This window comes from [Zimmermannella] bifida NBRC 103089 (genome assembly GCF_001570925.1).
Lineage (GTDB): Bacteria > Actinomycetota > Actinomycetes > Actinomycetales > Microbacteriaceae > Gulosibacter > Gulosibacter bifidus.
On sequence record NZ_BCSP01000002.1, the window covers coordinates 138,217 to 158,361 of the forward strand.

Annotated in this window: 15 protein-coding genes; 9 read left to right on the forward strand and 6 right to left on the reverse strand. The window is 61.9% G+C overall.

What is annotated here, in order from left to right; translation table 11 throughout:
* Positions 1 to 63: 63 nt before the first annotated feature.
* The 4 genes from ZBI01S_RS09800 to glgX all read right to left on the reverse strand — a co-directional run bounded on the left by ZBI01S_RS09800 (position 64) and on the right by glgX (position 4,905).
* On the reverse strand, positions 64 to 645 hold the full coding sequence (locus ZBI01S_RS09800; protein WP_159421357.1) for a hypothetical protein: 582 nt from the start codon (positions 643 to 645) through the stop codon (positions 64 to 66).
* A complete protein-coding gene (locus ZBI01S_RS02765; RefSeq protein WP_159421358.1) occupies positions 626 to 2,287 on the reverse strand; it encodes a hypothetical protein in 1,662 nt (553 codons plus the stop codon). Before ZBI01S_RS02765 ends, ZBI01S_RS09800 begins: the two co-directional genes overlap by 20 nt.
* Positions 2,238 to 2,624, reverse strand: coding sequence for a hypothetical protein (locus ZBI01S_RS02770; protein ID WP_159421359.1), 387 nt, complete (start codon positions 2,622 to 2,624; stop codon positions 2,238 to 2,240). The genes ZBI01S_RS02765 and ZBI01S_RS02770 overlap by 50 nt, the downstream gene beginning before the upstream one ends.
* Before the next feature lie 205 nt (positions 2,625 to 2,829).
* Positions 2,830 to 4,905, reverse strand: a complete 2,076-nt coding sequence (gene glgX, locus ZBI01S_RS02775; protein ID WP_083524445.1) for a glycogen debranching protein GlgX — start codon at positions 4,903 to 4,905, stop codon at positions 2,830 to 2,832.
* A 26-nt stretch (positions 4,906 to 4,931) separates the two neighbouring features.
* Here glgX and ZBI01S_RS02780 point away from each other — a divergent pair, with 26 nt between their 5' ends.
* Positions 4,932 to 6,125, forward strand: coding sequence for a cysteine desulfurase family protein (locus ZBI01S_RS02780; protein WP_066056031.1), 1,194 nt, complete (start codon positions 4,932 to 4,934; stop codon positions 6,123 to 6,125).
* Positions 6,126 to 6,245: 120 nt separating this feature from the next.
* Positions 6,246 to 7,541, forward strand: a complete 1,296-nt coding sequence (locus tag ZBI01S_RS02785; RefSeq protein ID WP_066056034.1) for a uracil-xanthine permease family protein — start codon at positions 6,246 to 6,248, stop codon at positions 7,539 to 7,541.
* A 98-nt stretch (positions 7,542 to 7,639) separates the two neighbouring features.
* Here the strand turns inward: ZBI01S_RS02785 and ZBI01S_RS02790 are convergent, their stop codons facing one another.
* Entirely contained in the window at positions 7,640 to 9,343 is a 1,704-nt protein-coding gene (locus tag ZBI01S_RS02790; protein ID WP_066056038.1) for an amidase, read from the reverse strand.
* 270 nt (positions 9,344 to 9,613) lie between these two features.
* Here ZBI01S_RS02790 and ZBI01S_RS02795 point away from each other — a divergent pair, with 270 nt between their 5' ends.
* The 7 genes from ZBI01S_RS02795 (at position 9,614) to gatB (ending at position 18,970) form a co-directional block, all read left to right on the forward strand.
* On the forward strand, positions 9,614 to 11,473 hold the full coding sequence (locus ZBI01S_RS02795; RefSeq protein ID WP_066056041.1) for an ABC transporter ATP-binding protein: 1,860 nt from the start codon (positions 9,614 to 9,616) through the stop codon (positions 11,471 to 11,473).
* Positions 11,474 to 11,483: 10 nt separating this feature from the next.
* Positions 11,484 to 12,644 (forward strand): tRNA 2-thiouridine(34) synthase MnmA, encoded by a 1,161-nt coding sequence (mnmA, locus tag ZBI01S_RS02800; protein ID WP_083524446.1) that lies wholly within the window; start codon positions 11,484 to 11,486, stop codon positions 12,642 to 12,644.
* A gap of 72 nt (positions 12,645 to 12,716) precedes the next feature.
* Positions 12,717 to 13,193: a hypothetical protein gene (locus tag ZBI01S_RS02805; RefSeq protein ID WP_066056046.1), complete on the forward strand. Its 477-nt coding sequence runs from the start codon at positions 12,717 to 12,719 to the stop codon at positions 13,191 to 13,193.
* Positions 13,194 to 13,271: 78 nt separating this feature from the next.
* The gene (gene ligA / locus ZBI01S_RS02810; RefSeq protein ID WP_066056048.1) at positions 13,272 to 15,539 is read left to right on the forward strand and encodes an NAD-dependent DNA ligase LigA; all 2,268 of its coding nucleotides are present in this window, start codon (positions 13,272 to 13,274) and stop codon (positions 15,537 to 15,539) included.
* 89 nt (positions 15,540 to 15,628) lie between these two features.
* Complete coding sequence (gene gatC, locus ZBI01S_RS02815; RefSeq protein WP_066056050.1) at positions 15,629 to 15,928, forward strand: Asp-tRNA(Asn)/Glu-tRNA(Gln) amidotransferase subunit GatC; 300 nt, start codon at positions 15,629 to 15,631, stop codon at positions 15,926 to 15,928.
* Positions 15,929 to 15,938: 10 nt separating this feature from the next.
* Positions 15,939 to 17,456 carry an Asp-tRNA(Asn)/Glu-tRNA(Gln) amidotransferase subunit GatA gene (gene gatA / locus ZBI01S_RS02820; RefSeq protein ID WP_066056055.1) on the forward strand — a complete coding sequence of 506 codons (1,518 nt, stop codon included), beginning with the start codon at positions 15,939 to 15,941 and terminating at the stop codon, positions 17,454 to 17,456.
* Positions 17,456 to 18,970: an Asp-tRNA(Asn)/Glu-tRNA(Gln) amidotransferase subunit GatB gene (gatB, locus tag ZBI01S_RS02825; RefSeq protein WP_066056059.1), complete on the forward strand. Its 1,515-nt coding sequence runs from the start codon at positions 17,456 to 17,458 to the stop codon at positions 18,968 to 18,970. Before gatA ends, gatB begins: the two co-directional genes overlap by 1 nt.
* Positions 18,971 to 19,176: 206 nt before the next feature.
* On the opposite strand, the gene ZBI01S_RS02830 is transcribed toward gatB, so the two are convergent.
* The gene (locus tag ZBI01S_RS02830) at positions 19,177 to 20,061 is read right to left on the reverse strand and encodes an acyl-CoA thioesterase (protein WP_245610524.1); all 885 of its coding nucleotides are present in this window, start codon (positions 20,059 to 20,061) and stop codon (positions 19,177 to 19,179) included.
* Positions 20,062 to 20,145 lie beyond the last annotated feature (84 nt).

The window sequence follows — 20,145 nt, forward strand, 5'->3', positions numbered from 1 at the left end:
GCCACGCGTTCGACGCTAGCAAGCTCGTCTAACCGGAATCCCAGGAACTAGCAGGTTCAAGTCTCAGTACTTTGGGCCGCCCGCACGAGGAAAATCGTGAGGCAGCTTGACGCACGGGCTGTACACCATAATCACTTCCCGCAAATTACTCGGTTCGGTATGCGCTTCAAACAGGACATGGAATCCGTTTCGGTGTTTGAACCTGAGGTATGGCCCATCGCTCCCAGAGTTAGGCATATCTTCAGTCCATTCCGAAGAGCTGGCCAAGTGCTCGTGAATGCGATTGTGCAACTCAACAACGCTGTCGGCGTCCATAAATACAACCGAGGTGATGCCGGGATATTGGTAATACTTGTTGTTGCTGTCGCAGTTCAGGAGTGTACGCTCGCGTTCGCCAATTGGTTCAGGCTGACTTACTTGTGGTGCCTTTCGTAGGTCCTCAGACAAGTCGACCAGCTCTCGTTGGAGTCGGAGGCTTTCTGCTTTGGCTTCTTCAATCGTGTCGATTGATTGGGAGGTGTTCGAGTCAGTGTTTCCGTTACTAGGAGCGCAGCCCGTGAGTGCCACTACGCACGCAATCGTGAGAACATAGCGATTGATTGCCCGGGAGCGTCTTGCAGATACGCTAGTCAGCTTGAATTTCATGGATCAGTTCTCTAGTGAGTAAGTCATTTTCGGTCGTGTCACCATTCGTTCTGGCGTGATTTGAAAACGGGTCGGTTCCATCGTATGAATGATTCTCGAATGCTTCGGCGCCTAGCGGGGACGGTGCGGGGCCAACCATGAACATATTGAGAAATTCCGGTTTGTAGTAGTAATGGTCGTAACCTGTTGAAGCATTAGCATTCCAATCTCCTGGCGCGTAAGACCCTGAAAGGGAATTTACTTGGTTGTACCACGCGCCAAAGTTCTCTGAGCTGAACACAACGCTTTGGCTCGCGCTGTGGCCGCCAATGTTAATGTCTGCGCCAATTCCGGACGCTTCTATTGCCAGGGCATCTTGAAAGTCTTTAAGTGACTCGCCCTTCACCTGTAGGTGGTTGGCGTTTATGTTGCCTCGCTCGCCAGCCCCCCATTCAATCCATGCGCCGTCACCTTCAAAATCTCCGTCCATGAATGTGAAAGAGGCTACCTCTGTATTGGGAGTAATGTCTGGTGCAGTTTCTACCATGTTGCTGGGGAATGCTGTTGCTGAGCCGTCTTGAAAGGACTTGTACGACGTTCCCGTGCCTGGAACGTGAGTGTAAACTTCAGTCGTAGAAGCCGTCAAGCTGCCATTTTGTTCGATAATACGGTTCGAATCTGGATCGAAAAGAATAAAGGTTCGTTCTGGTGATTTCGTGACTTGGTTCAGGTAGTCTCGTTCCAGGGCCAGTGAATTTTTCTCTTTGGAAAGCTCGCTATATTCATGTATATCGAGTTCATTGTCCAAGGTGAGATTATTCATCTTGTCTTGAATCGCATCTATTTGCTCGGTTAAGTCCAGCGACCGCGCTTCGGCGAGCTTCTCATTAACACGACTGCGTGTTTCGAATGGGATCCCATTCGTTGAGCCGATGATATGAGGGTAGTCTGACTCGAGTGAGCTTTGCTGCTCGGGAGAAAGGGAATCCCAAAGGGCTCGAATTTCGGATGGAGATTTGTCGGATGTGAGGGCATCAGTAAATGAATCTGCGGAAAATTCGATACTTGAGAGTTCTATGGATTGACCCGATGTGGTCGAGCTTGTGATGTTCTCGCATGCGCTGGTCAAGGAATCGTCAAGACTCTGAGCCATCGTCAGGATCTTGCCTATCTCTCGTTCGAGATTTAGTTTGGCGGCTTTGGCTCTGGTATAGGCCTCAGTTGTTTCGAAGTCAGGTGAATGGTCCTTGCTTTGAGGGTCAGGTAATGGTTGGGGCATGGTTGCAGCCTCGGCGCGTGCGTCTATCCACACCTGAGCACCGAGTTCAACAGTTCCATCAATGTTGATTACAAGATGTTCATCTAGGGCGTAGTCATGAGAGCCTTGAACGCGTTGCACAATTTCATCGAGGGTGATGGTGGCCTCGCGTGCTGCTATCAGAAGATCAGTAAGCTGTGCTTCCACGAAATCGATATCTCGCAAGACCTCGGACAGGGAATCTCGAGCCGCGGTCGCTGCAAGACCTGTGCTCGCAAAGTTTGCACTCGCTCGAAACAGGACATCGCCGTTCGCTTGCATTGCTCCCTCAGCGCGTTCAATGAGGTACTGCGCTTCAAGGGCAGGATCTAGATTCCAACGGGAAACTGTTTGCCACGAGATCACGGGTGACCTTTTCGTATGAGACGTAGTCGACGAGATCGAGTGATGTCTTGATCGCGTTCAAATGCTGTGCGGAGGCTGAGTCGGATTCCTGGAATTCCTGCTCTGCCGCAAACGCAGCATCAGATATGTCAGAAGTAGCGTTTAGGAGAGCACGTTGCGCTTTCCCGAGATGTTGGATTGCGCGTTCAAACGCATCGGCGGCGTTTGAATCGGGCATGCTATTCGCCATGGCATGCTCGACGTTGAGAAGAGAACAACATTCTTGAATCCCCTCATTTGCGTCATCGCATGCCCGAGCAATTTCGTAAAAGTCTCCTTCGACTGTGTTTGTTTCCACCTTGGCTCCTCACTGAACGGCGGACAGGCGGCACATTGTCCCTCCTCAGCGTGAACCTAAGGTGAATACTGGTTGATTTCTGTCTGCCGCATCATAGGGTGCTGCTTGTGAAAACGCGCGTGGATACATCAGTTAACCGCAGCCCATGCCAACCAAATCAGTGGCGGCCGTGGGCGAGAACCCACGCAAACGATGTCGGGTTCGGCTATTCGTCCACGGCGGCGTAGAGCCGCATCGACGGGCCAGAGAGTCGGATGCGGGTACCGGGCATCATCAGACTCATCGCATCCGTATCGATTTCGGCAACGTCCTCGGCACTCGAATCCCACAGCAAGCGGTAACCGGCAACCTTGTTCACGCGCGGCAAATAGAACGGCGCTGGATCTTCAACACCGTGAATAATCACCAGCACGCGGTTGCGTCCGTCGCCGTGCAAACGCGTCGACGCAATGTATTGCAGCGAACGCGCAACCGGCGTATGCCACAGCGAATCAGGCATTGGCTGGCCGAGCGCGTCGAACCACTCCAGGCGTGCCGAATCATCCCGGGTGCGCGAAGTGTGGTTGTACTGCGCCGGGCGCAGCGCCAAATATTCGCGGCGGATGCTCGTGAGTCGGCGAACGTGGTCAAGCAGCTGTTCGTCTTCGGGTGCAAGATTCCACGAAAGCCAACCGAACTCGGCGTTGTCTTGGTTATACGGATTGTTATTGCCGTGCTGCGTGCGACCCATCTCGTCGCCGGCAACCAGCATTGGCACGCCCGAAGAAATCAGCAGCGTGCCGAGCAGGTTACGCACGGCAAGACGGCGGCTGCGGCGAATCTTCAAATCCGAGGTCTCGCCCTCGTACCCAAAGTTGAACGAATGGTTATTGCTCGAACCATCGCGGCCGAGCTCACCGTTCATCAGGTTGTGCTTGACGTTGTAGCTCACCAGGTCGCGCAGCGTAAACCCGTCGTGCGCGGTCACCAGATTCACCGACGCGAGCGGACCACGCGCATCCGAAATCTGGTCAGACGACCCAGCCATTGCCGTCGAAAGCCCCGCCAAGCCCTCCGAGTGGTGCCCGCTAATGCGCGCCTGGGCGAACGAATCCACCCAGAACTTGCGCAAGCGGTCGCGGTACTCGTCGTTCCACTCCGACCAGCCCACCGGGAATTTACCGGTCTGCCAACCGCCGATACCGACATCCCACGGCTCAGCAATGAGCTTGACCGTTTGCAGCACGTCATCTTGCGCCATGGCGGCAAAGAGTGGATGCGAAGCGGTGTACGTGTGCAGGTGGTCGCGGCCCAGCGTCACCGCCAAATCGAATCGGAAACCGTCAATGCCGAATTCGGTCACCCAATAGCGCAGTGAATCAAGAATCAGACGCTGCACAGCCGGCGTATTTGTGTCGACCGAGTTACCGCAGCCGGTGACATCGAGCAGACCGCCGTCGGTGAGGCAGCGATAGTACGAGGCACGGTCGAGACCCGCGAACGACACCGGCGGGCAGTCATCGCCCTGATCGGCCGTGTGGTTGTAGACCACATCGAGATACACCTCGATGCCCGCCTCGTGCAGCAACCGCACCATGCCCTTGAATTCGCGGGCGATCGCCTCGGGGCCAGCAGCACGAGCCGCATCCGACGCATACGCTGCGTGCGGTGCAAAGAAACTCACCGTGTTGTAGCCCCAATAGTTGGTGCGGTCGTCTTCGCGCAGATGACGCTCACTCGCGAACGCCTGCACCGGCAACAGCTCAACGGCGGTCACACCCAGACGCTTGAGGTGCGTAATGACGTTCGGATCGGCCAATCCCGCGTACGTGCCGCGCAGTGGCTCCGGTACAAAGTGTGCGAGCTTGGTCATGCCCTTGACGTGCAGCTCGTAGACGACGCTGTCTCGAAGCGAAGTACGTGGTGGTTCCGTCGCGCCCCAATCAAACGGTTCATTGGCGACGATTCGGCCGAGCCAGCGAGGGGTCTGCGGAGTACCAAAATCCTGAACGTGACGGGCATATGGGTCGACCACGAGCGCATCCGGATCAAACCGGTGCGGCAGCTCACTCGGCCCATCAACCGAGAGCGCGTACCAAGTACCCGGAACAAGCCGTGCATCGGCAACTTCCCAGACCTGCTCGGCGCTGAGCGACATCGGCAATCGCACCGTTTCGTTACCCGCATCGTCGAAACACACGCACTGCATGCTCGTTGCATGCGCAGACCAGACCCGCAAAACCGGGGTACCGGTTTCGGGCTGCGTGGTGACACCGAACTCAGGGAAATCGTGTGCTTGCATCACTGCGCAATTCTACAATCGCAAGTATGTCGATCTACTTGGATCATGCCGCAACCTCACCGCTGCGCCCCGAAGCCCGCGACGCTTGGCTGGCGGCACACGAAACGAATGGCAACCCGTCGTCCATTCACGCCAGCGGCCAGCGCGCTCGCATGCACCTCGAAACCGCACGCGAAGGCATCGCCCGCCATCTCGGTGCGCAACCCATTGAAGTGGTGTGCACCTCGGGCGGCACCGAGTCAATCAACCTCGCGATCAAGGGACTGTACTGGTCGCGTCAACGTGAAGGGGCCGGCAACCGCATCCTCACCACCGCGGCCGAACACCACGCGACGCTCGACGCCATCAAGTGGCTGGTCGAGAACCAGGGCGCCGAAGTCACGTTCATTGACGTCGACGAGACCGGATGCATCCGCCTCGAACAGCTCGACCGTGAACTCAGCGCGGGCAACGTCGCACTCGTCACCTCGCTGCACGCAAACAACGAAGTCGGCACCGTGCAGCCGGTACGCGCGATCTGCGAACTCGCCGAACGGCACGGTGTTCCCGCCCACATCGACGCAGTCTCGTCGCTCGGGTCCTTGCCTGTCTCGCTCCACGAATTCGGGGCAGCCGCGGTGAGCGTATCGGCGCACAAGGTTGGTGGCCCGGTCGGTGTCGGCGCGCTAGCGGTCTCGCGAACGGTCACTGCGGATGCGTTGCTGCACGGTGGCGGGCAACAGCGCGGGATGCGTTCGGGCACGCTCGATCTCGCCGGTAACGCGGCCTTCGCGGCAGCCCTCGAAGTCGCATGCACCGACGCTGCGCGCGAGCACCTGCGATCCCTGCGCGATCTGCTGATTGCCGAAGTTCGCGCATCCGTACCCGAAGCACGATTGTTGGGCGCCGATCCCGATGCGACGCTCGACGACAACGGGCTGCTGCAGCCCGCACGGCTACCCGGCAACGCGCATTTCGAGTTCCCCGGGGCTCAGGGTGACTCGATGCTCTACCTGCTCGATATGTCGCAGATCTCGGTATCGACCGGATCTGCCTGCCAAGCAGGGATTCCCGAGCCGAGCCACGTCGTGCTCGCCATGGGCGGCAGCGAACAGGCGGCGAAAAGCGTGCTGCGCATCACGCTCGGATGGGACACCACCGAGGCCGACGTGCGAGCCCTCGCTGCAGCTTTACCAGATGCCTACGCCAAGGCATGCAAGGCGGGCTTCTCGAACCGCTAAGACGCCACCGCCCACGACGCTGCACGACTGCGGTGACCGTAACGTGCTCGGGCGCCGGTCACGCGCATGCTGCCTGGCAATTACGCTTGACAGCGATTGCAACACGGCACGAGGAGCAGCATGTTTAACTGGAAACTGCACGGCAACGGTCGCACCGTTAACCCCGGCGAGGTGGTGGCCCCCGGTGAACGACTGGCTTGGCCAATCACGATCGGCATCGGCGCGCAGCACGTTATCGCGATGTTCGGTGCCACGTTCTTGGTGCCGCTGCTCACCGGTTTCCCACCATCCACCACACTGCTGTTCTCGGGTATCGGCACGCTGCTTTTCTTGGTCGTCACCCAAAACCGGGTGCCGAGCTACCTCGGCTCGAGCTTCGCGTTCATCGCACCGATCGTGGCCGCCACCGCGAGCGGGGGAATGGGCGTTGCCCTGGGCGCGGTACTGCTAACCGGTGTGCTGTTGGCCCTGCTCGGTCTGCTGGTGCAGGTTGTCGGTACCGCCTGGATCGGCAAGCTCATGCCACCGGTCGTCATGGGTGCGATCGTGGCGCTGATCGGCTTCAACCTGGCGCCGACCGCCTACGCCAACTTCCAGAAGTCCACGATCACGGCGGTCGTGACACTCATGTCGGTGGTGCTGTGCACCGCCCTGTTCCGCGGGATTCTCGGTCGCGTGTCGGTACTGCTCGGAGTTGTCGTGGGTTACATCGTGGCGGTGCTTCGCGGCGAGGTTGATTTCACGGCCGTGAACGAAGCCGCCTGGTTCGGGCTGCCGGAATTCCACACGCCCGAATTTGATCTCTCGGTGCTGCCCATGTTCTTGCCCGTGATCTTTGTACTGCTCGCCGAAAACGTCGGCCACGTCACTTCGGTTGGGCAGATGACCGGGCAGAACCTCGACAAGATGGTCGGACGCACGCTCATGTCCGACGGTGTCGCGACGGCGCTTTCGGCCACGTTCGGCGGTTCGCCGACCACCACTTACGGCGAAAACATCGGCGTGATGGCGGCGACTCGCGTGTACTCGACGGCTGCCTACTGGGTCGCCGGTTTCGCAGCGATCGGCCTGGCCATGAGCCCCAAGGTGGGCGCGGTCATCTTCTCGATTCCGCCGGGCGTGCTCGGCGGCGTCACGTTCGTGCTCTACGGCCTGATCGGCATCGTGGGCGTGCGGATGTGGGTTGATTCGCAGGTAGATTTCGCGCGACCCACCAACCAAATGACCGCCGGTGTGGCGCTCGTCGTTGGCATCGCGAACGTGACCTGGGAGTTCGACGGCATCATCTTCAACGGCATCGCACTCGGCACGGTCGCGGCGCTGGTCATCTATCACCTCATGACGCAGATCAACCGGTTCAGCAAGACGGAGCTCGAAACCGAACCGGCAGTTGCCGTGACCGGCGAGGACGCGTAACCGCGCGCATCCGGTAACAACCGCACACAAAACGGCCCGCAACGCAGTAGGGGCCGTTTTGATTGTTCGCTAGGAGCAGGGTTACCGAACGGGTTGGGCTACAGCTCCGGGGTGCGGGGTGGCGGGGTGCGTCGCGGGCGGATCGCTTCAAACGCAGCGCCGTAGCGCAGCAGCTCGTTGTCGTCATAGGCCCGACCGGCGATCGTCAGGCCAACGGGCATGCCGGTGTCGGCCATGGTGCCCATCGGCACCGTCACCGTCGGAATGCCGAAGTGACGCCACACCAGGTTGCCGTTGGCGACCCAAACACCGTTGCGCCAACCGAGGTCGGCTGAGGCTTCGTTCACGTCCATATCGGCGGGCCCGATGTCGGCCACGGCGGGGAAGACCACCGCGTCGAGCGCGTTGGTGGTCATCCACTCTTCGAGGTCGATGCGGCGGGATGCTTCGAGTCCCTCGAGCCCTTCGGCAATCGTCGGGATGTCGGTGAGTTCCGGTACGCCGTGCTCACGGGCAAACCACACGTACTTGCGGATGTCGAAATCGAGGCTGCCATAGCGGTCGGGCAGAGCACCTTCGGGGTGCGGGAAGATCTGGTCTTCGTTGACCTGCTCGAGCGAGTGGAGCTTCGGGTCGGCGTTGGCCTGCAAGAAGTCGTGCCACGACCAGAGCGAGAGCTCCAGGATCTCGCGGTCGAGGTAGCCGTCTGGGAGCAGTCCGCGCGTGCCAATCGTGGGAGCGCCTGGGCGGTCGCCGTCGTAGTTCGAGACGACGGGGAAGTACACCTCGACCACTTCGGCGCCTGCGGCTTCGAGGTCGGCGCGTGCCTGCTCCCAAAGCTGCATGATGGATTCACGGGTTTCGATGGTGTGGCCGGCGGGGCCGCCGAACCGTTCCTGATCGCCGGTGCCCTGTTCGGGGTCGGCGTTAATGAACATCTTTGGTACACCGAATCGCTTGCCGGCGAGCGCGCCGGGTGTCGCCGCGAGCTCGCGGTAGCTGGTGGGGCGAACCTCGCTGGCCTTGGGGAGTTCGATCCACGGCTGTACGCGCCAGAAGTCGCCGCGCGTTTCGTCGTCATCGGCCACGATCACGTCGAGAATCTCGAACAGGTCGGCCATCGAACGTGCGTGCGGTACCACCACATCCATCGTCGGTACCAGCGGCCAGTTGCCGCGCATTGAGATCACACCGCGCGAGGGGGTGTAGGCGCACAGGCCGTTATTGGATGCGGGTGCACGGCCGCTCGACCAGGTTTCTTCGCCCAGACCGAACGCGGCGAACGAAGCACCGGTTGCGGTGCCGGAACCGTTGGACGAGCCTGAACCAAACGCCGAGGTTAGCCATGCACCGTTGTAGGGGCTTTCTGCCCGACCGTACTCGCCGCGCTGCATGCCGCCGTTTGCCATTGGTGGCATATTCGTGAGCCCGAGGCAGATTGCCCCGGCAGCACGCAGGCGTTCGATGGTGAAGGCGTCGCGCTGCGCGATGAGGTCGGCGAACGCGGGGGAGCCGGCGGCGACGGTGAGGCCTTCGACCATGTAGCTGTCTTTGGCGGTGTACGGGATGCCATCGAGCGGGCCGAGCGTGTTGCCGGATGCACGGCGGGCGTCGGATGCGGCCGCTTCGGCGAGTGCGTCGGGGTTGTCGACGATCACGGCGTTGAGTTGCAGTTCGCCGCGATCGTAGTGCGCGATGCGTTCTTGGTAGCGAGTGACGAGTTCGACAGCGGTGACGGTGCCGCTTTCGAGTGCGGCGCGAAGGTCGGCGATTGAGGTTTCGACAACGTCAAACGGTGGCATGGGGACTCCTCGTGGCCCGGCTGATAGCGGGGTGGTTGGGGATGAACGGATTTCGATTCGGGAGGCCGCTTCGGTGCAACTTCCCGGGACGTCAATGTGTGGTCATGTTGGTGGTAGAAGTGGACGTTCAGCCACCTCAGCGCGAAAACAATGCATTTACTAAAACGATTAAGTCGCGTTGGTTTAAAAGCTTACCAGAATCTGCATAGGATGGCCGTAGGTGCAATCACGGCGCAGTTGTTTGCAGGTACAAGCGCCTAACCTCGAAACATGAGCATGATGCATCCGGCCCGCGGCGGCGGCATGAGAGACGAGTCGGTGCTGCGCGATCGCAACCGGCAAGCGCCGGAAATTCCCGATCTCTGGCGTCGGGTTGCGGCACTGTTCGCGCCGTATCGCGGCACGCTCATCCTTGCCATCGTGCTGGTCTTGATTACCGCAGCGCTCGGCGTGGCACCGGCACTACTGACCAAACAGGCCTTCGACGTTGGCCTATTCCCGGCCGCGAACAGCGGCCCCAACCTCGAAGCGCTCTGGTGGATCGTTGGTGCCATGGTGCTGGTGCTGATCGGCAACGCTGCCATCGCGGTGTGGCAGACCTGGCTCACTTCAAAGGTCGGCAACTCGGTTACTGCCGACTTGCGGGTGCAGCTGTTCGAGCGGTTGCAAACGATGGAGCTTGCGTTCTTCGCGCGCACAAAGACCGGTGAGATTCAGTCACGCCTGCAGAACGACGTGGGTGGGGTGGCGAACACGCTACAGAGCACGTTCACCTCGATCGTCGGCAATATCGTGTCGACCATCGCCTCGCTCGTCGCCATGTTTGTGCTCAGCTGGCAGCTCGCGATCTTGGCGATCATCGTGATGCCGCCGCTAATTATCTTGCAGCGTCGCGTCGGTCAGCGTCGCGCTCGAATTGCCACGCGCACCCAAGAATCGCTTTCGGCCATGACGGCGATGACGCAAGAACAGCTTTCGGTCTCGGGCGTGCTGCTGACCAAGACCCTTGGCCGCGAGCAAGCTGCTTCGGCGGCCTATCGTGAAGCCAATCAGCACCAGGTTCGGTTGCAGCTCGAGCAGGCGATGGCCGGGCAGTCGTTCTTCGCGTTCGTCAGCGTAGTCATGGCCCTGGTGCCAGTGCTGATCTACGTGGTTACCGGCTATCTCATTAGCGGCGGTGCTGACCTGACCGCGGGCACGATCGTTGCGTTTACCACCGTGAACGGCCAACTCCGGCGCCCCCTCATCGGGTTAATGCGCACGGGGCTCGATATCCAGACCTCAAAGTCGCTGTTTGCGCGCATCTTCGAGTACCTCATGCTGCAGCCCGCGGTCGTGGATGCGGCTGACGCTGTTGAAATCGACCCGGCGCGTGTCGGTGGGGTCGAGTTCCGCGACGTCGCATTCCGCTACCCAGATACTCGACCGGAAGACCCGCCGACCCTGCGCGGAATCTCGTTTGCCGCGCATCCCGGCGAATTTGTCGCATTCGTCGGACCCTCCGGCGCTGGAAAATCCACGATCGCGTACCTCGCCGCACGCCTCTACGACGCCACTGGCGGCGCGGTGTTGTTCGCCGGGGTGGATGTGCGCCAGTGCAAGCGCGAACAGATCGTGGCCAATATTGGCATGGTCTCGCAGGAGTCGTACCTGGTGCACGACACGATCGCCGCAAACCTGCGCCTTGCGAAGCCTGGTGCCAGTGACGACGAGCTCATCGAAGCCTGCCGAAAGGCGAGCATCCACGAACAAATCATGAGCTTTCCTGAGGGCTACGAAACGATCGTGGGGGAGCGCGGCTACCGACTCAGCGGCGGCGAGAAGCAGCGCATCGCCATTGCGCGCGTGCTGTTGAAAGACCCCGCGGTGCTGGTGCTCGATGAGGCCACGAGTGCGTTGGATGCGGTGAGTGAGCGGCACGTGCAGGCGGCGATTGACGAGGCAAGTCGCGGGCGTACCGTGATCGCGATCGCTCACCGGCTCTCGACCGTGCGGCATGCCGACACGATTCACGTGCTCGACCGTGGCGCCATTGTCGAGCGTGGCACGCATGAGTCGCTGCTGCAGCGGGGCGGTGCCTATGCTGCGCTCTACGCGGAATCGGTATCCGAATCCGAAGCTGGTTCGTAGAATTGGGTGCATGAGAATTCTTGCGGCGATGAGTGGCGGCGTCGATAGTTCGGTTGCTGCTGCCCGGGCGGTTGACGCCGGGCACGAAGTCGTCGGCGTACACCTGGCGCTTTCGCGCGCCGGTGGCACCCTGCGGCAGGGGTCGCGCGGTTGCTGCACGATCGAAGATGCGATGGATGCGCGCCGAGTCTCGGACGCGCTCGGCATTCCGTTCTACGTGTGGGACTTCTCCGAACGCTTCAAAGCTGACGTCGTTGACGACTTCATCGCCGAATATGCCCAGGGGCGTACACCGAATCCCTGCCTGCGCTGCAACGAAAAGATCAAGTTCGCAGCCCTCCTCGACAAGGCGATCGACCTCGGCTTTGATGCGGTGGTGACCGGCCACTACGCCAATATTGTCGAGACGACGGCGGGGTGTGAACTTCACCGCGCCAGCGAACAGGCGAAAGACCAGTCCTATGTGCTGGGTGTGCTCACCGCCGAGCAGCTCGAACACTGCTGGTTCCCACTGGGTGACACCCCTTCAAAGGATCTCGTTCGAGCTGAGGCCGCTGAACGTGGCTTCGTGACCGCGAACAAGCCTGACAGCTACGACATCTGCTTCATTCCCGACGGCAACACCCGCGCCTGGCTCGGTGACCACATCCCGATGCGCCCCGGTGCCATCGTTGACCGCGACGGCGAGGTTGTGGGCGAGCACCAGGGTGCGACCGGCTACACCGTCGGCCAGCGAAAGGGCCTCGGGCTCTCGCGTCCTGCCGAAGACGGCAAGCCCAGATTCGTGCTCGGCACCGATCCCAAAACCAACACGGTCACGGTTGGTCCCAAAGAAGCCCTCGCCATCGGCGAAATCGCCGGGCAGCGCTTCAGCTGGGCCGGTCCCGCACCCACCGAACGTGAGTTCCGTTGCGAAGTGCAGATCCGCGCGCACGCCGAACCCGTGCCCGGCACCTGCACCATTCGCGAAACCGAAACCCGCTTGCGGCCGGATGCACACGCATCCGAAACCGCAGGTAGCGTCACCGAAATCGCGGTGCGCGTCGACGAACCCCTCGTCGGTGTCGCGACCGGCCAATCGGCCGTGATCTACGTCGGTACCCGCGTCCTCGGACAATTCACGATTGACGCCGCAACTTCGGTAATCGACCTGGTGGACACCGCGGCGTAATCGCCACCACTCTCGACTCAACAACTCCGTTAGCAAGGCCCGCACCTGTGGATGCGGCCAAGGAAGGCAGACATGGCAAACCGGCAGGCAAACGTTTCGCGGCCCGGAGGCGTGCAGATGAGTCGCGGCCAAGCCCTCGACACCATGATCGAGAAGGCCGAGCGCTGGGCAAACGGCTACCGCGGCTATGAGCCGGCCAAGTTTGAACGCGACTTTGTGGCGAAGTTCTCGGACGAAGCCGAACGTCTTGCCGAACGCTCGACGCTCGGTACGCGCGAATTCGGCAAGAAAGACTGGCTGCTCGCCGTGCTGCTGTGGTGCATCATCGCCGGTGGTACATTGACGCTGTCGATCCTGCTGATGCAGCCGAACCAGACCTGGTTCTGGGTGTTCGTTGGCGTGGCCGTCGCCATCTTTGCGATCGGCCTCGGCACCGTGTACTGGGACACCACCAACCCCAAGCGTGCCGAAAAGCGCCGCAAGGACCAGCGCACCTGGCTGCTGCAAACGGCGCAGCGCGCCGCTGAACGCATCGCATCCAGGCGCTAGCCGCTGCGTGCTGGCCGTCGCTCACGGCTAGCACCGACGACTCACACTGACGCCGCAAACTGACGACGGGATCCCCACATGGAATTCGAGCAGGCCCGTGCCGAAGCCGACGCACTTGCCAACCAGCTCATTGAATGGTCGGCCGCGTACTACGAGCGCGACACGCAGCTGGTCACCGACGCCGAATACGACCGTGCCATGGCCCGCTTGCGTGAGCTCGAAGCTGCGTTCCCTGAGCTCCAATCCCAAGACTCACCAACGCAGGCGGTCGCAGGTCAAGCCTCCTCGCTCTTTGCGCCCGTCGAACACCGCGAGCGCATGCTGTCGCTCGACAACGTCTTCTCGATCGACGAATTGCGCACCTGGCTCAGCCGCACCGCGACCGCGATCGGCAGCAATGCGCCGTGGCTGTGCGAAGTCAAGATTGACGGTCTGGCGATCTCGCTCACCTACGAGCACGGCAAACTCACCCGAGCCGCTACACGTGGCGACGGCCGCACCGGTGAAGACGTCACCGAAAACGTCGCGCACATTCCCGCGATTCCACAGGAGTTGCAGGGCGAAGACCTGCCAGATGTGGTGGAGATTCGCGGTGAAGTGTTCTTCCCGGTCGAACAGTTTCTCGAGCTCAACGCCGCACAAACGGCCGCGGGGGAACCGCCATTTGCGAACCCGCGCAACGCCGCATCCGGCTCACTGCGCCAAAAAGCCGAGGGCAAGCGCAGCGACAAGCTCGAGTTGATGCGCGCCCGCCTGGGCCGCCTGCACATGTACGTGCACGGCATTGGCGCCTGGCAGAACCCGCCCGTGCGCGCGCAATCCGAGATCTACGACCTGCTTGCGAGTTGGGGGATGCCCACGAGCCCGCATTCGCGCGTGGTGACGGATGCGGATGCGGTCGTCGCGTACGTCGAGGAATACGCGCGTCGCCGTCCCGAGATCGAACACGAACTCGACGGCATCGTCATCAAGGTCGACGATCTCGCCCAACACGACCAGCTCGGTGCCACGTCGCGCGCCCCGCGTTGGGCTATCGCCTACAAATACCCGCCCGAAGAAGTCCACACCAAGCTCATCGATGTGCGCGTCGGTGTCGGCCGAACGGGTCGAGTCACACCATATGCCGTAATGGAACCCGTGCGCGTTGCCGGCTCCACCGTCACTTTCGCCACGCTCCACAACCAAGACGTGGTGAAAGCCAAGGGCGTGCTGATCGGCGACACGGTCGTGCTGCGCAAAGCGGGCGACGTTATTCCTGAGGTCCTCGGGCCGGTGCTCGACGCACGACCCGATGACGCGCATCCGTTCGTCATGCCCGAAACCTGCCCCGAATGCGACACCCCGCTGCGGGCCATGAAAGCAGGCGACGTCGACCTGCGCTGCCCAAACGCGCGCAGTTGCCCGGCACAGGTGCGCGGTCGTGTTGAACACCTCGGCTCACGCCAGGGGCTCGATATCGAAGCGCTCGGCGAAGTCACCGCCGCCGCGCTCACCCAACCCGACGAACCCGCATCCGCGCCACTGGTCACCGAAGCCCGACTCTTTGCACTCACCCTTGATGAGCTGGTGCCGATCGTGGTGACGGTGCGCGATACCGAAACCGGCGAACCGAAACTGGACGATAACGGCGAACCACGAGTGCGTGCTCCGTTTCGATCGGTGAAAGCCAAGACGTACCCGCCGGGAACCGAAGACCTCAGCGTTGCCGAACGTCGCAAGGCTGGCATTCGCAAGGACTATCCCGTCTATGGTCCGAGCTCGCAAGCCACCAAGCTGCTCGACGAACTCGAACGCGCCAAGACCAAAGAACTCTGGCGACTGCTGGTAGCGCTCAACATTCGCCACGTCGGCCCCGTGGCCGCCCGCGCGCTCGCGGACTGGTTTGGTTCGCTCGATGCGATCCGCGCGGCAAGCGTTGCGGAGCTCTCGAACGTCGAGGGCGTCGGCCAGATCATTGCCGAGTCGATTCACGAATGGCTGCAGGAAGACTGGCATCTCGACATCATCGAGCAGTGGACCGCGGCCGGCGTGCAGTGGGCGACGCCGGGACACCCCGGCCCCGGGCAGCAGGTTGAAGTTGACGGCCCATTGACCGGTTGCACCGTCGTCGCCACCGGCACGCTCGAGGGCTTCACCCGCGAGGGCGCCAAAGAAGCGATCGTGGCCGCGGGCGGTAAGGCCGCGGGTTCGGTGTCGAAGAAAACGGACTTCGTCGCGGCCGGCCCCGGTGCCGGGTCCAAGCTCGCAAAAGCCGAAGAACTCGGTGTGCCGGTGCTGGATGCGGACGGTTTCCGCTTGCTGCTCGAAGGCGGTCCCGAGGCGGTCGCGCACCTACTGCCGCAGTAACCTGCACGCCAAATTGTCGGCATGCGGGTGGGCAGCACTCGCGCGAACTAGAATGGCCGGGTCGTATTCGCATTCGAAGACGGAGCAGCATGTCTGACATCACCGCAGCTGACGTGGAACACCTCGCCAGCCTCGCGCGCATTGACCTCACCGAAGACGAGGTGTCGCGCATGGCCGAACAATTGGTCACTATCCAGCACATGATCGAGAAGGTGCGCGAAGTCGCCTCTCCCGATGTGCCACCCGCATCCCACCCGCTGGTGATGCCGAACACGTTCCGCCCCGACGAACCGGGTGCCGTGCTCGAACGCGACGCCGCGCTCGAAGGCGCACCGGACCGCGACGAAACGCGCTTCCGAGTCACCGCAATTCTTGGCGAAGAACAGTAGGGCAGGGCACATGAACGACATGATTACCCGTTCGGCGAGCGAACTCGCCGCCGCACTGGCCGCGGGCGAAACCACCTCGGTTGAACTCACCCAGGCACACCTCGACCGCATCGAGAGCGTCGATGGCGCCCTTCACGCCTTCCTCAAGGTCGATGGCGAAGGTGCACTCGAGCAGGCAGCGGCAGCGGATGCGGCCCGCAATGCTGGCGAAGCCACCTCGCCGCTCGCAGGTGTGCCGGTCGCCGTCAAGGACAACATCGCGACGCTCGGACTGGAAACCACCGCAGCCAGCCGCATCCTTGAAGGCTGGAAGCCGCCGTATGACGCACACGTTGTTGAGCGCCTGAAGGCTGCCGGTATGCCGATTCTCGGCAAGACCAACCTCGACGAGTTCGCCATGGGATCTTCGAGCGAGCACTCGGCCTACGGCACCACGTACAACCCGTGGGACCTCGAGCGCGTTCCCGGTGGTTCGGGTGGTGGCTCGGCTGCGGCCGTTGCCGCGTTCGAAGCCCCGCTCGCACTCGGTACCGACACCGGTGGCTCGATTCGTCAGCCTGCCGCGTTCACCGGAACCGTTGGTATGAAGCCGACCTACGGTGCAGTCAGCCGTTACGGTGCGCTCGCCATGGGTTCGTCGCTCGACCAGATCGGGCCCGCCGCTCGCACCGTGCTTGACGCTGCGATGCTGCAGGACGTGATCGGTGGCCACGACGAACGTGACCAAACCTCGATCAACCGCGACTGGCCATCCTTCGCCGACGCCGCTCGCGCCGGTGCCGAAGCCGGTTCGATGCAGGGCCTGCGCATTGGTGTCGCCAAGCAGTACCTCGACGGCGAAGGCATCGACCCCGAGGTGCTTGCAAACTTCACAGCCTCGCTGGAGCGCTGCCGCGAACTCGGTGCCGAGATCGTCAACCTCGACCTCAAGACCACCGAATACGCGGTTGCTGCGTACTACCTGCTGATGCCTGCCGAAGTTTCGAGCAACCTCGCTCGCTACGACTCGGTGCGCTTCGGTCTGCGCGTTGTGCCTGAGGGTAAGGCGACCACCGAGCGCGTTATGAGCGCCACGCGCGCCGCCGGTTTCGGTGACGAAGTCAAGCGCCGCATCTTGCTCGGCACCTACGCACTTTCGAGCGGTTACTACGACGCCTACTACGGTTCGGCCCAGAAGGTGCGCACGCTGCTGCAGCGCGAATTCGACGACGCGTTCACCAAGGTTGACGTACTCGCCGCACCGACCACGACCGAACCGGCGTTCAAGGTTGGCGAGAACATCAACGACCCGATGGCGATGTACCTCGCCGACCTCACCACGATTCCGGCAAACCTTGCCGGTCTGCCCGCAATCTCGCTGCCGAGCGGTCTGGTGAAGGGCCTGCCGGTTGGTGTGCAGTTCATGGGGCCAAGCGGTGAAGACGCTCGCCTTTACAAGGCGGCAGCAGCACTCGAACACGATCTCGTTACCGAATGGGGCGGCACACTGTTGGCGCAGGCTCCGGAAATCAAGGAGGCGCAGCGCTAATGGCCAAGCCAGATCTCATGAAGTACGAAGAAGCGCTCGAAAAGTACGAGCCGGTAATCGGTCTGGAAGTTCACGTTGAACTCTCGACCAAGACCAAGATGTTCTCGCCCACGCCGAACCCTTCGGCCGGTGCGCACGACGCCGACCCAAACACGTTCATCGGCCCGGTCGACCTGGGACTTCCCGGCACGCTGCCGGTCGTCAACCAAGAAGCCGTGCGCTACGCCATCTCACTCGGGCTCGCGCTCGGCTGCGACATTGCCGAAACCTCGGGCTTCGCGCGCAAGAACTACTTCTACCCGGACAACCCGAAGAACTACCAGATCTCGCAGTACGACGACCCCATCGCCCACGACGGCGAGGTTGAAATCGAACTCGAAGACGGCACCGTGTTCCACATTCCAATTGAACGCGCACACATGGAAGAAGACGCCGGAAAGCTCACCCACGTCGGTGGCGCAACCGGCCGCATCCAGGGCGCCGAATACTCGCTGGTTGACTACAACCGTGCGGGTGTGCCGCTCATTGAGATTGTGACCCGTCCAATCTTCGGTGGCGAAGAACGCACCCCAGAGGTTGCTGCCGCCTATGTCTCGACGATTCGCGACATCGTGCGTGCGCTCGGCATCTCAGAGGCACGCATGGAGCGCGGTAACCTGCGCTGTGACGCCAACGTATCGCTGCGTCCTCGCGGTACCGAGAAGCTCGGTATCCGCACCGAGACGAAGAACGTGAACTCGTTCCGTTCGATCGAGCGTGCGGTACGTTACGAGATTCAGCGCCAGGCAGCAATTCTGGATGCGGGCGGTACCGTCACGCAGGAAACGCGTCACTGGCACGAAGACACCGGCCGCACCTCGCCGGGCCGTCCGAAGTCGGACGCCGATGACTACCGCTACTTCCCAGAGCCCGACCTGATGCCGGTGAAGCCGAGCGCCGAGCTGGTGGAGGAGCTGCGTGCGGCGCTTCCCGAGCAGCCGGTACTGCGCCGTCGCCGTCTGAAGGCCGAGTGGGGATTTGGTCAGCAGGAGTTCCAGGACATCGTTAACGGTGGTCTGCTGGATGCCGTGGCCGAGACGGTTGCCGCCGGTGCGACCGCTGCCGGTGCTCGCAAGTGGTGGCTGGGTGAGCTCAGCCGCGTGGCGAACGAGCGCCAGGTACACCCGACCGAACTCGCCACGCCGCAGCAGGTTGCTGAGATCGAGGCGCTGATTGCCGAAGGTACCGTGAACGACAAGCTCGCTCGCAAGGTGCTTGAAGGCGTGCTCGCCGGTGAAGGTAGCCCGCGCGAAGTTGTTGAACAGCGTGGCCTTGCCGTGGTGTCCGATGATGGTGCGCTGATCGCCGCGATCGACGAGGCACTTGCCGCACAGCCAGACGTCTTAGCCAAGATCAAGGACGGCAAGGTGCAAGCTGCCGGTGCCGTGATCGGTGCGGTCATGAAGGCAATGGGCGGCCAGGCCGACGCCAAGCGCGTGCGCGAACTCATTCTGGAGCGCGCAGCCGCAAACTAGCGCGCACCTGGCCCCAGTGCCAGAACACCGCAACGGGCGGGTAACTCGGTTGAGTTACCCGCCCGTTGCGGTGTTGCCGTTGATGGCATCGGAGCTGCGGCAGGAATTGTTGCCTGAGAGCAGGTTCGTCGACATATATGCGATAGAGGCGCCGTGGGGCAACAATTTCTGCCGGCTGGGCAACCCAACGGGGCGGTGCGTTCCGCTTAGCTGAGCTTCTGGCGCACCATGGCCTCTTGCGCCACGGTCGCAACGAGCTTGCCATCGCGGGTGTAAAATTCGCCGGTGGTCAGACCGCGACCACCCTGCGAACTGGGGGAGTGCACGCTGCACAGCAGCCACTCATCCACCCGCGCAAAGCGGTGCCACCACACACCGTGGTCGAGCGAAGCCATGCGCAGCGTCGGGGTCGTCCAGGTCAGGCCGTGGCGGCGCAGAATTGGGTCGAGCATCACGTAGTCGCTGGCGTAGGCCAGTGCCGCGCGGTGCACCATCGGGTCGTCCGGCAGGGGACCGGTGGCGCGCATCCACACCATCTCGGCTGGAGCGCGATTTGACGGTGTCTGCAGATAGACCGGGGTGTCGACGAAGCGCATTTCAAACGGTCGGCGGTGCAGCCAGTAGTTCGCGAGCTTCGAGCCGGCCACAGCAACCTGCGCGGCCGCGCTAGGCAGGTCTTCGGGCTGGGGCACATCGAGCGGTCCATCAATCTGGTGCTCCATACCGTCGGCAGGCACCTGGAAGCTGGCGATCATCGACCAGATCGGCTGGCCGTGCTGGTACGCCTGCACCAGTCGCGTCGAAAACGAGTTGCCGTCATGGCTGCGCTCAACCGAGAACGTAATCGGCGTGTGAATGTCGCCGGGGCGCAAGAAATTGCCGCGCATCGAGTGCAATTCGCGCTCATCCGGCAGCGTGCGCGCCGCCGCCATAATCGACTGCGCTGCTACCTGGCCGCCGAACACGCGGCCGTTCGGCATCCACTGGTTCTTTCCGGTGAAAATATCGGCCGCGGTGCGAGCCCCCGTGTCTTCGAGATTCAGCGCCGCCAAGAACGATTCGAGTGGTGGCAGCTTCTCAAGCTCGCCCAGGTCGGTTGGCAGTTCGAGGTCTGCCGGTGCAAAGGTGTTCGAAGGTTTTGCGGAGTCAGTCACCAGATCAGTCTAGGCAACGAC

Excerpts from the sequence above, each read along its gene's own strand:
- ligA (WP_066056048.1), top strand. The coding sequence starts at position 13,272 with ATGGAATTCGAGCAGGCCCGTGCCGAAGCCGACGCACTTGCCAACCAG.
- ZBI01S_RS02805 (WP_066056046.1), top strand. The coding sequence starts at position 12,717 with ATGGCAAACCGGCAGGCAAACGTTTCGCGGCCCGGAGGCGTGCAGATG.
- glgX (WP_083524445.1), bottom strand. The coding sequence starts at position 4,905 with ATGCAAGCACACGATTTCCCTGAGTTCGGTGTCACCACGCAGCCCGAA.
- gatB (WP_066056059.1), top strand. The coding sequence starts at position 17,456 with ATGGCCAAGCCAGATCTCATGAAGTACGAAGAAGCGCTCGAAAAGTAC.
- ZBI01S_RS02780 (WP_066056031.1), top strand. The coding sequence starts at position 4,932 with ATGTCGATCTACTTGGATCATGCCGCAACCTCACCGCTGCGCCCCGAA.
- ZBI01S_RS09800 (WP_159421357.1), bottom strand. The coding sequence starts at position 645 with ATGAAATTCAAGCTGACTAGCGTATCTGCAAGACGCTCCCGGGCAATC.
- ZBI01S_RS02795 (WP_066056041.1), top strand. The coding sequence starts at position 9,614 with ATGAGCATGATGCATCCGGCCCGCGGCGGCGGCATGAGAGACGAGTCG.
- ZBI01S_RS02790 (WP_066056038.1), bottom strand. The coding sequence starts at position 9,343 with ATGCCACCGTTTGACGTTGTCGAAACCTCAATCGCCGACCTTCGCGCC.
- mnmA (WP_083524446.1), top strand. The coding sequence starts at position 11,484 with ATGAGAATTCTTGCGGCGATGAGTGGCGGCGTCGATAGTTCGGTTGCT.
- ZBI01S_RS02785 (WP_066056034.1), top strand. The coding sequence starts at position 6,246 with ATGTTTAACTGGAAACTGCACGGCAACGGTCGCACCGTTAACCCCGGC.
- gatC (WP_066056050.1), top strand. The coding sequence starts at position 15,629 with ATGTCTGACATCACCGCAGCTGACGTGGAACACCTCGCCAGCCTCGCG.
- gatA (WP_066056055.1), top strand. The coding sequence starts at position 15,939 with ATGAACGACATGATTACCCGTTCGGCGAGCGAACTCGCCGCCGCACTG.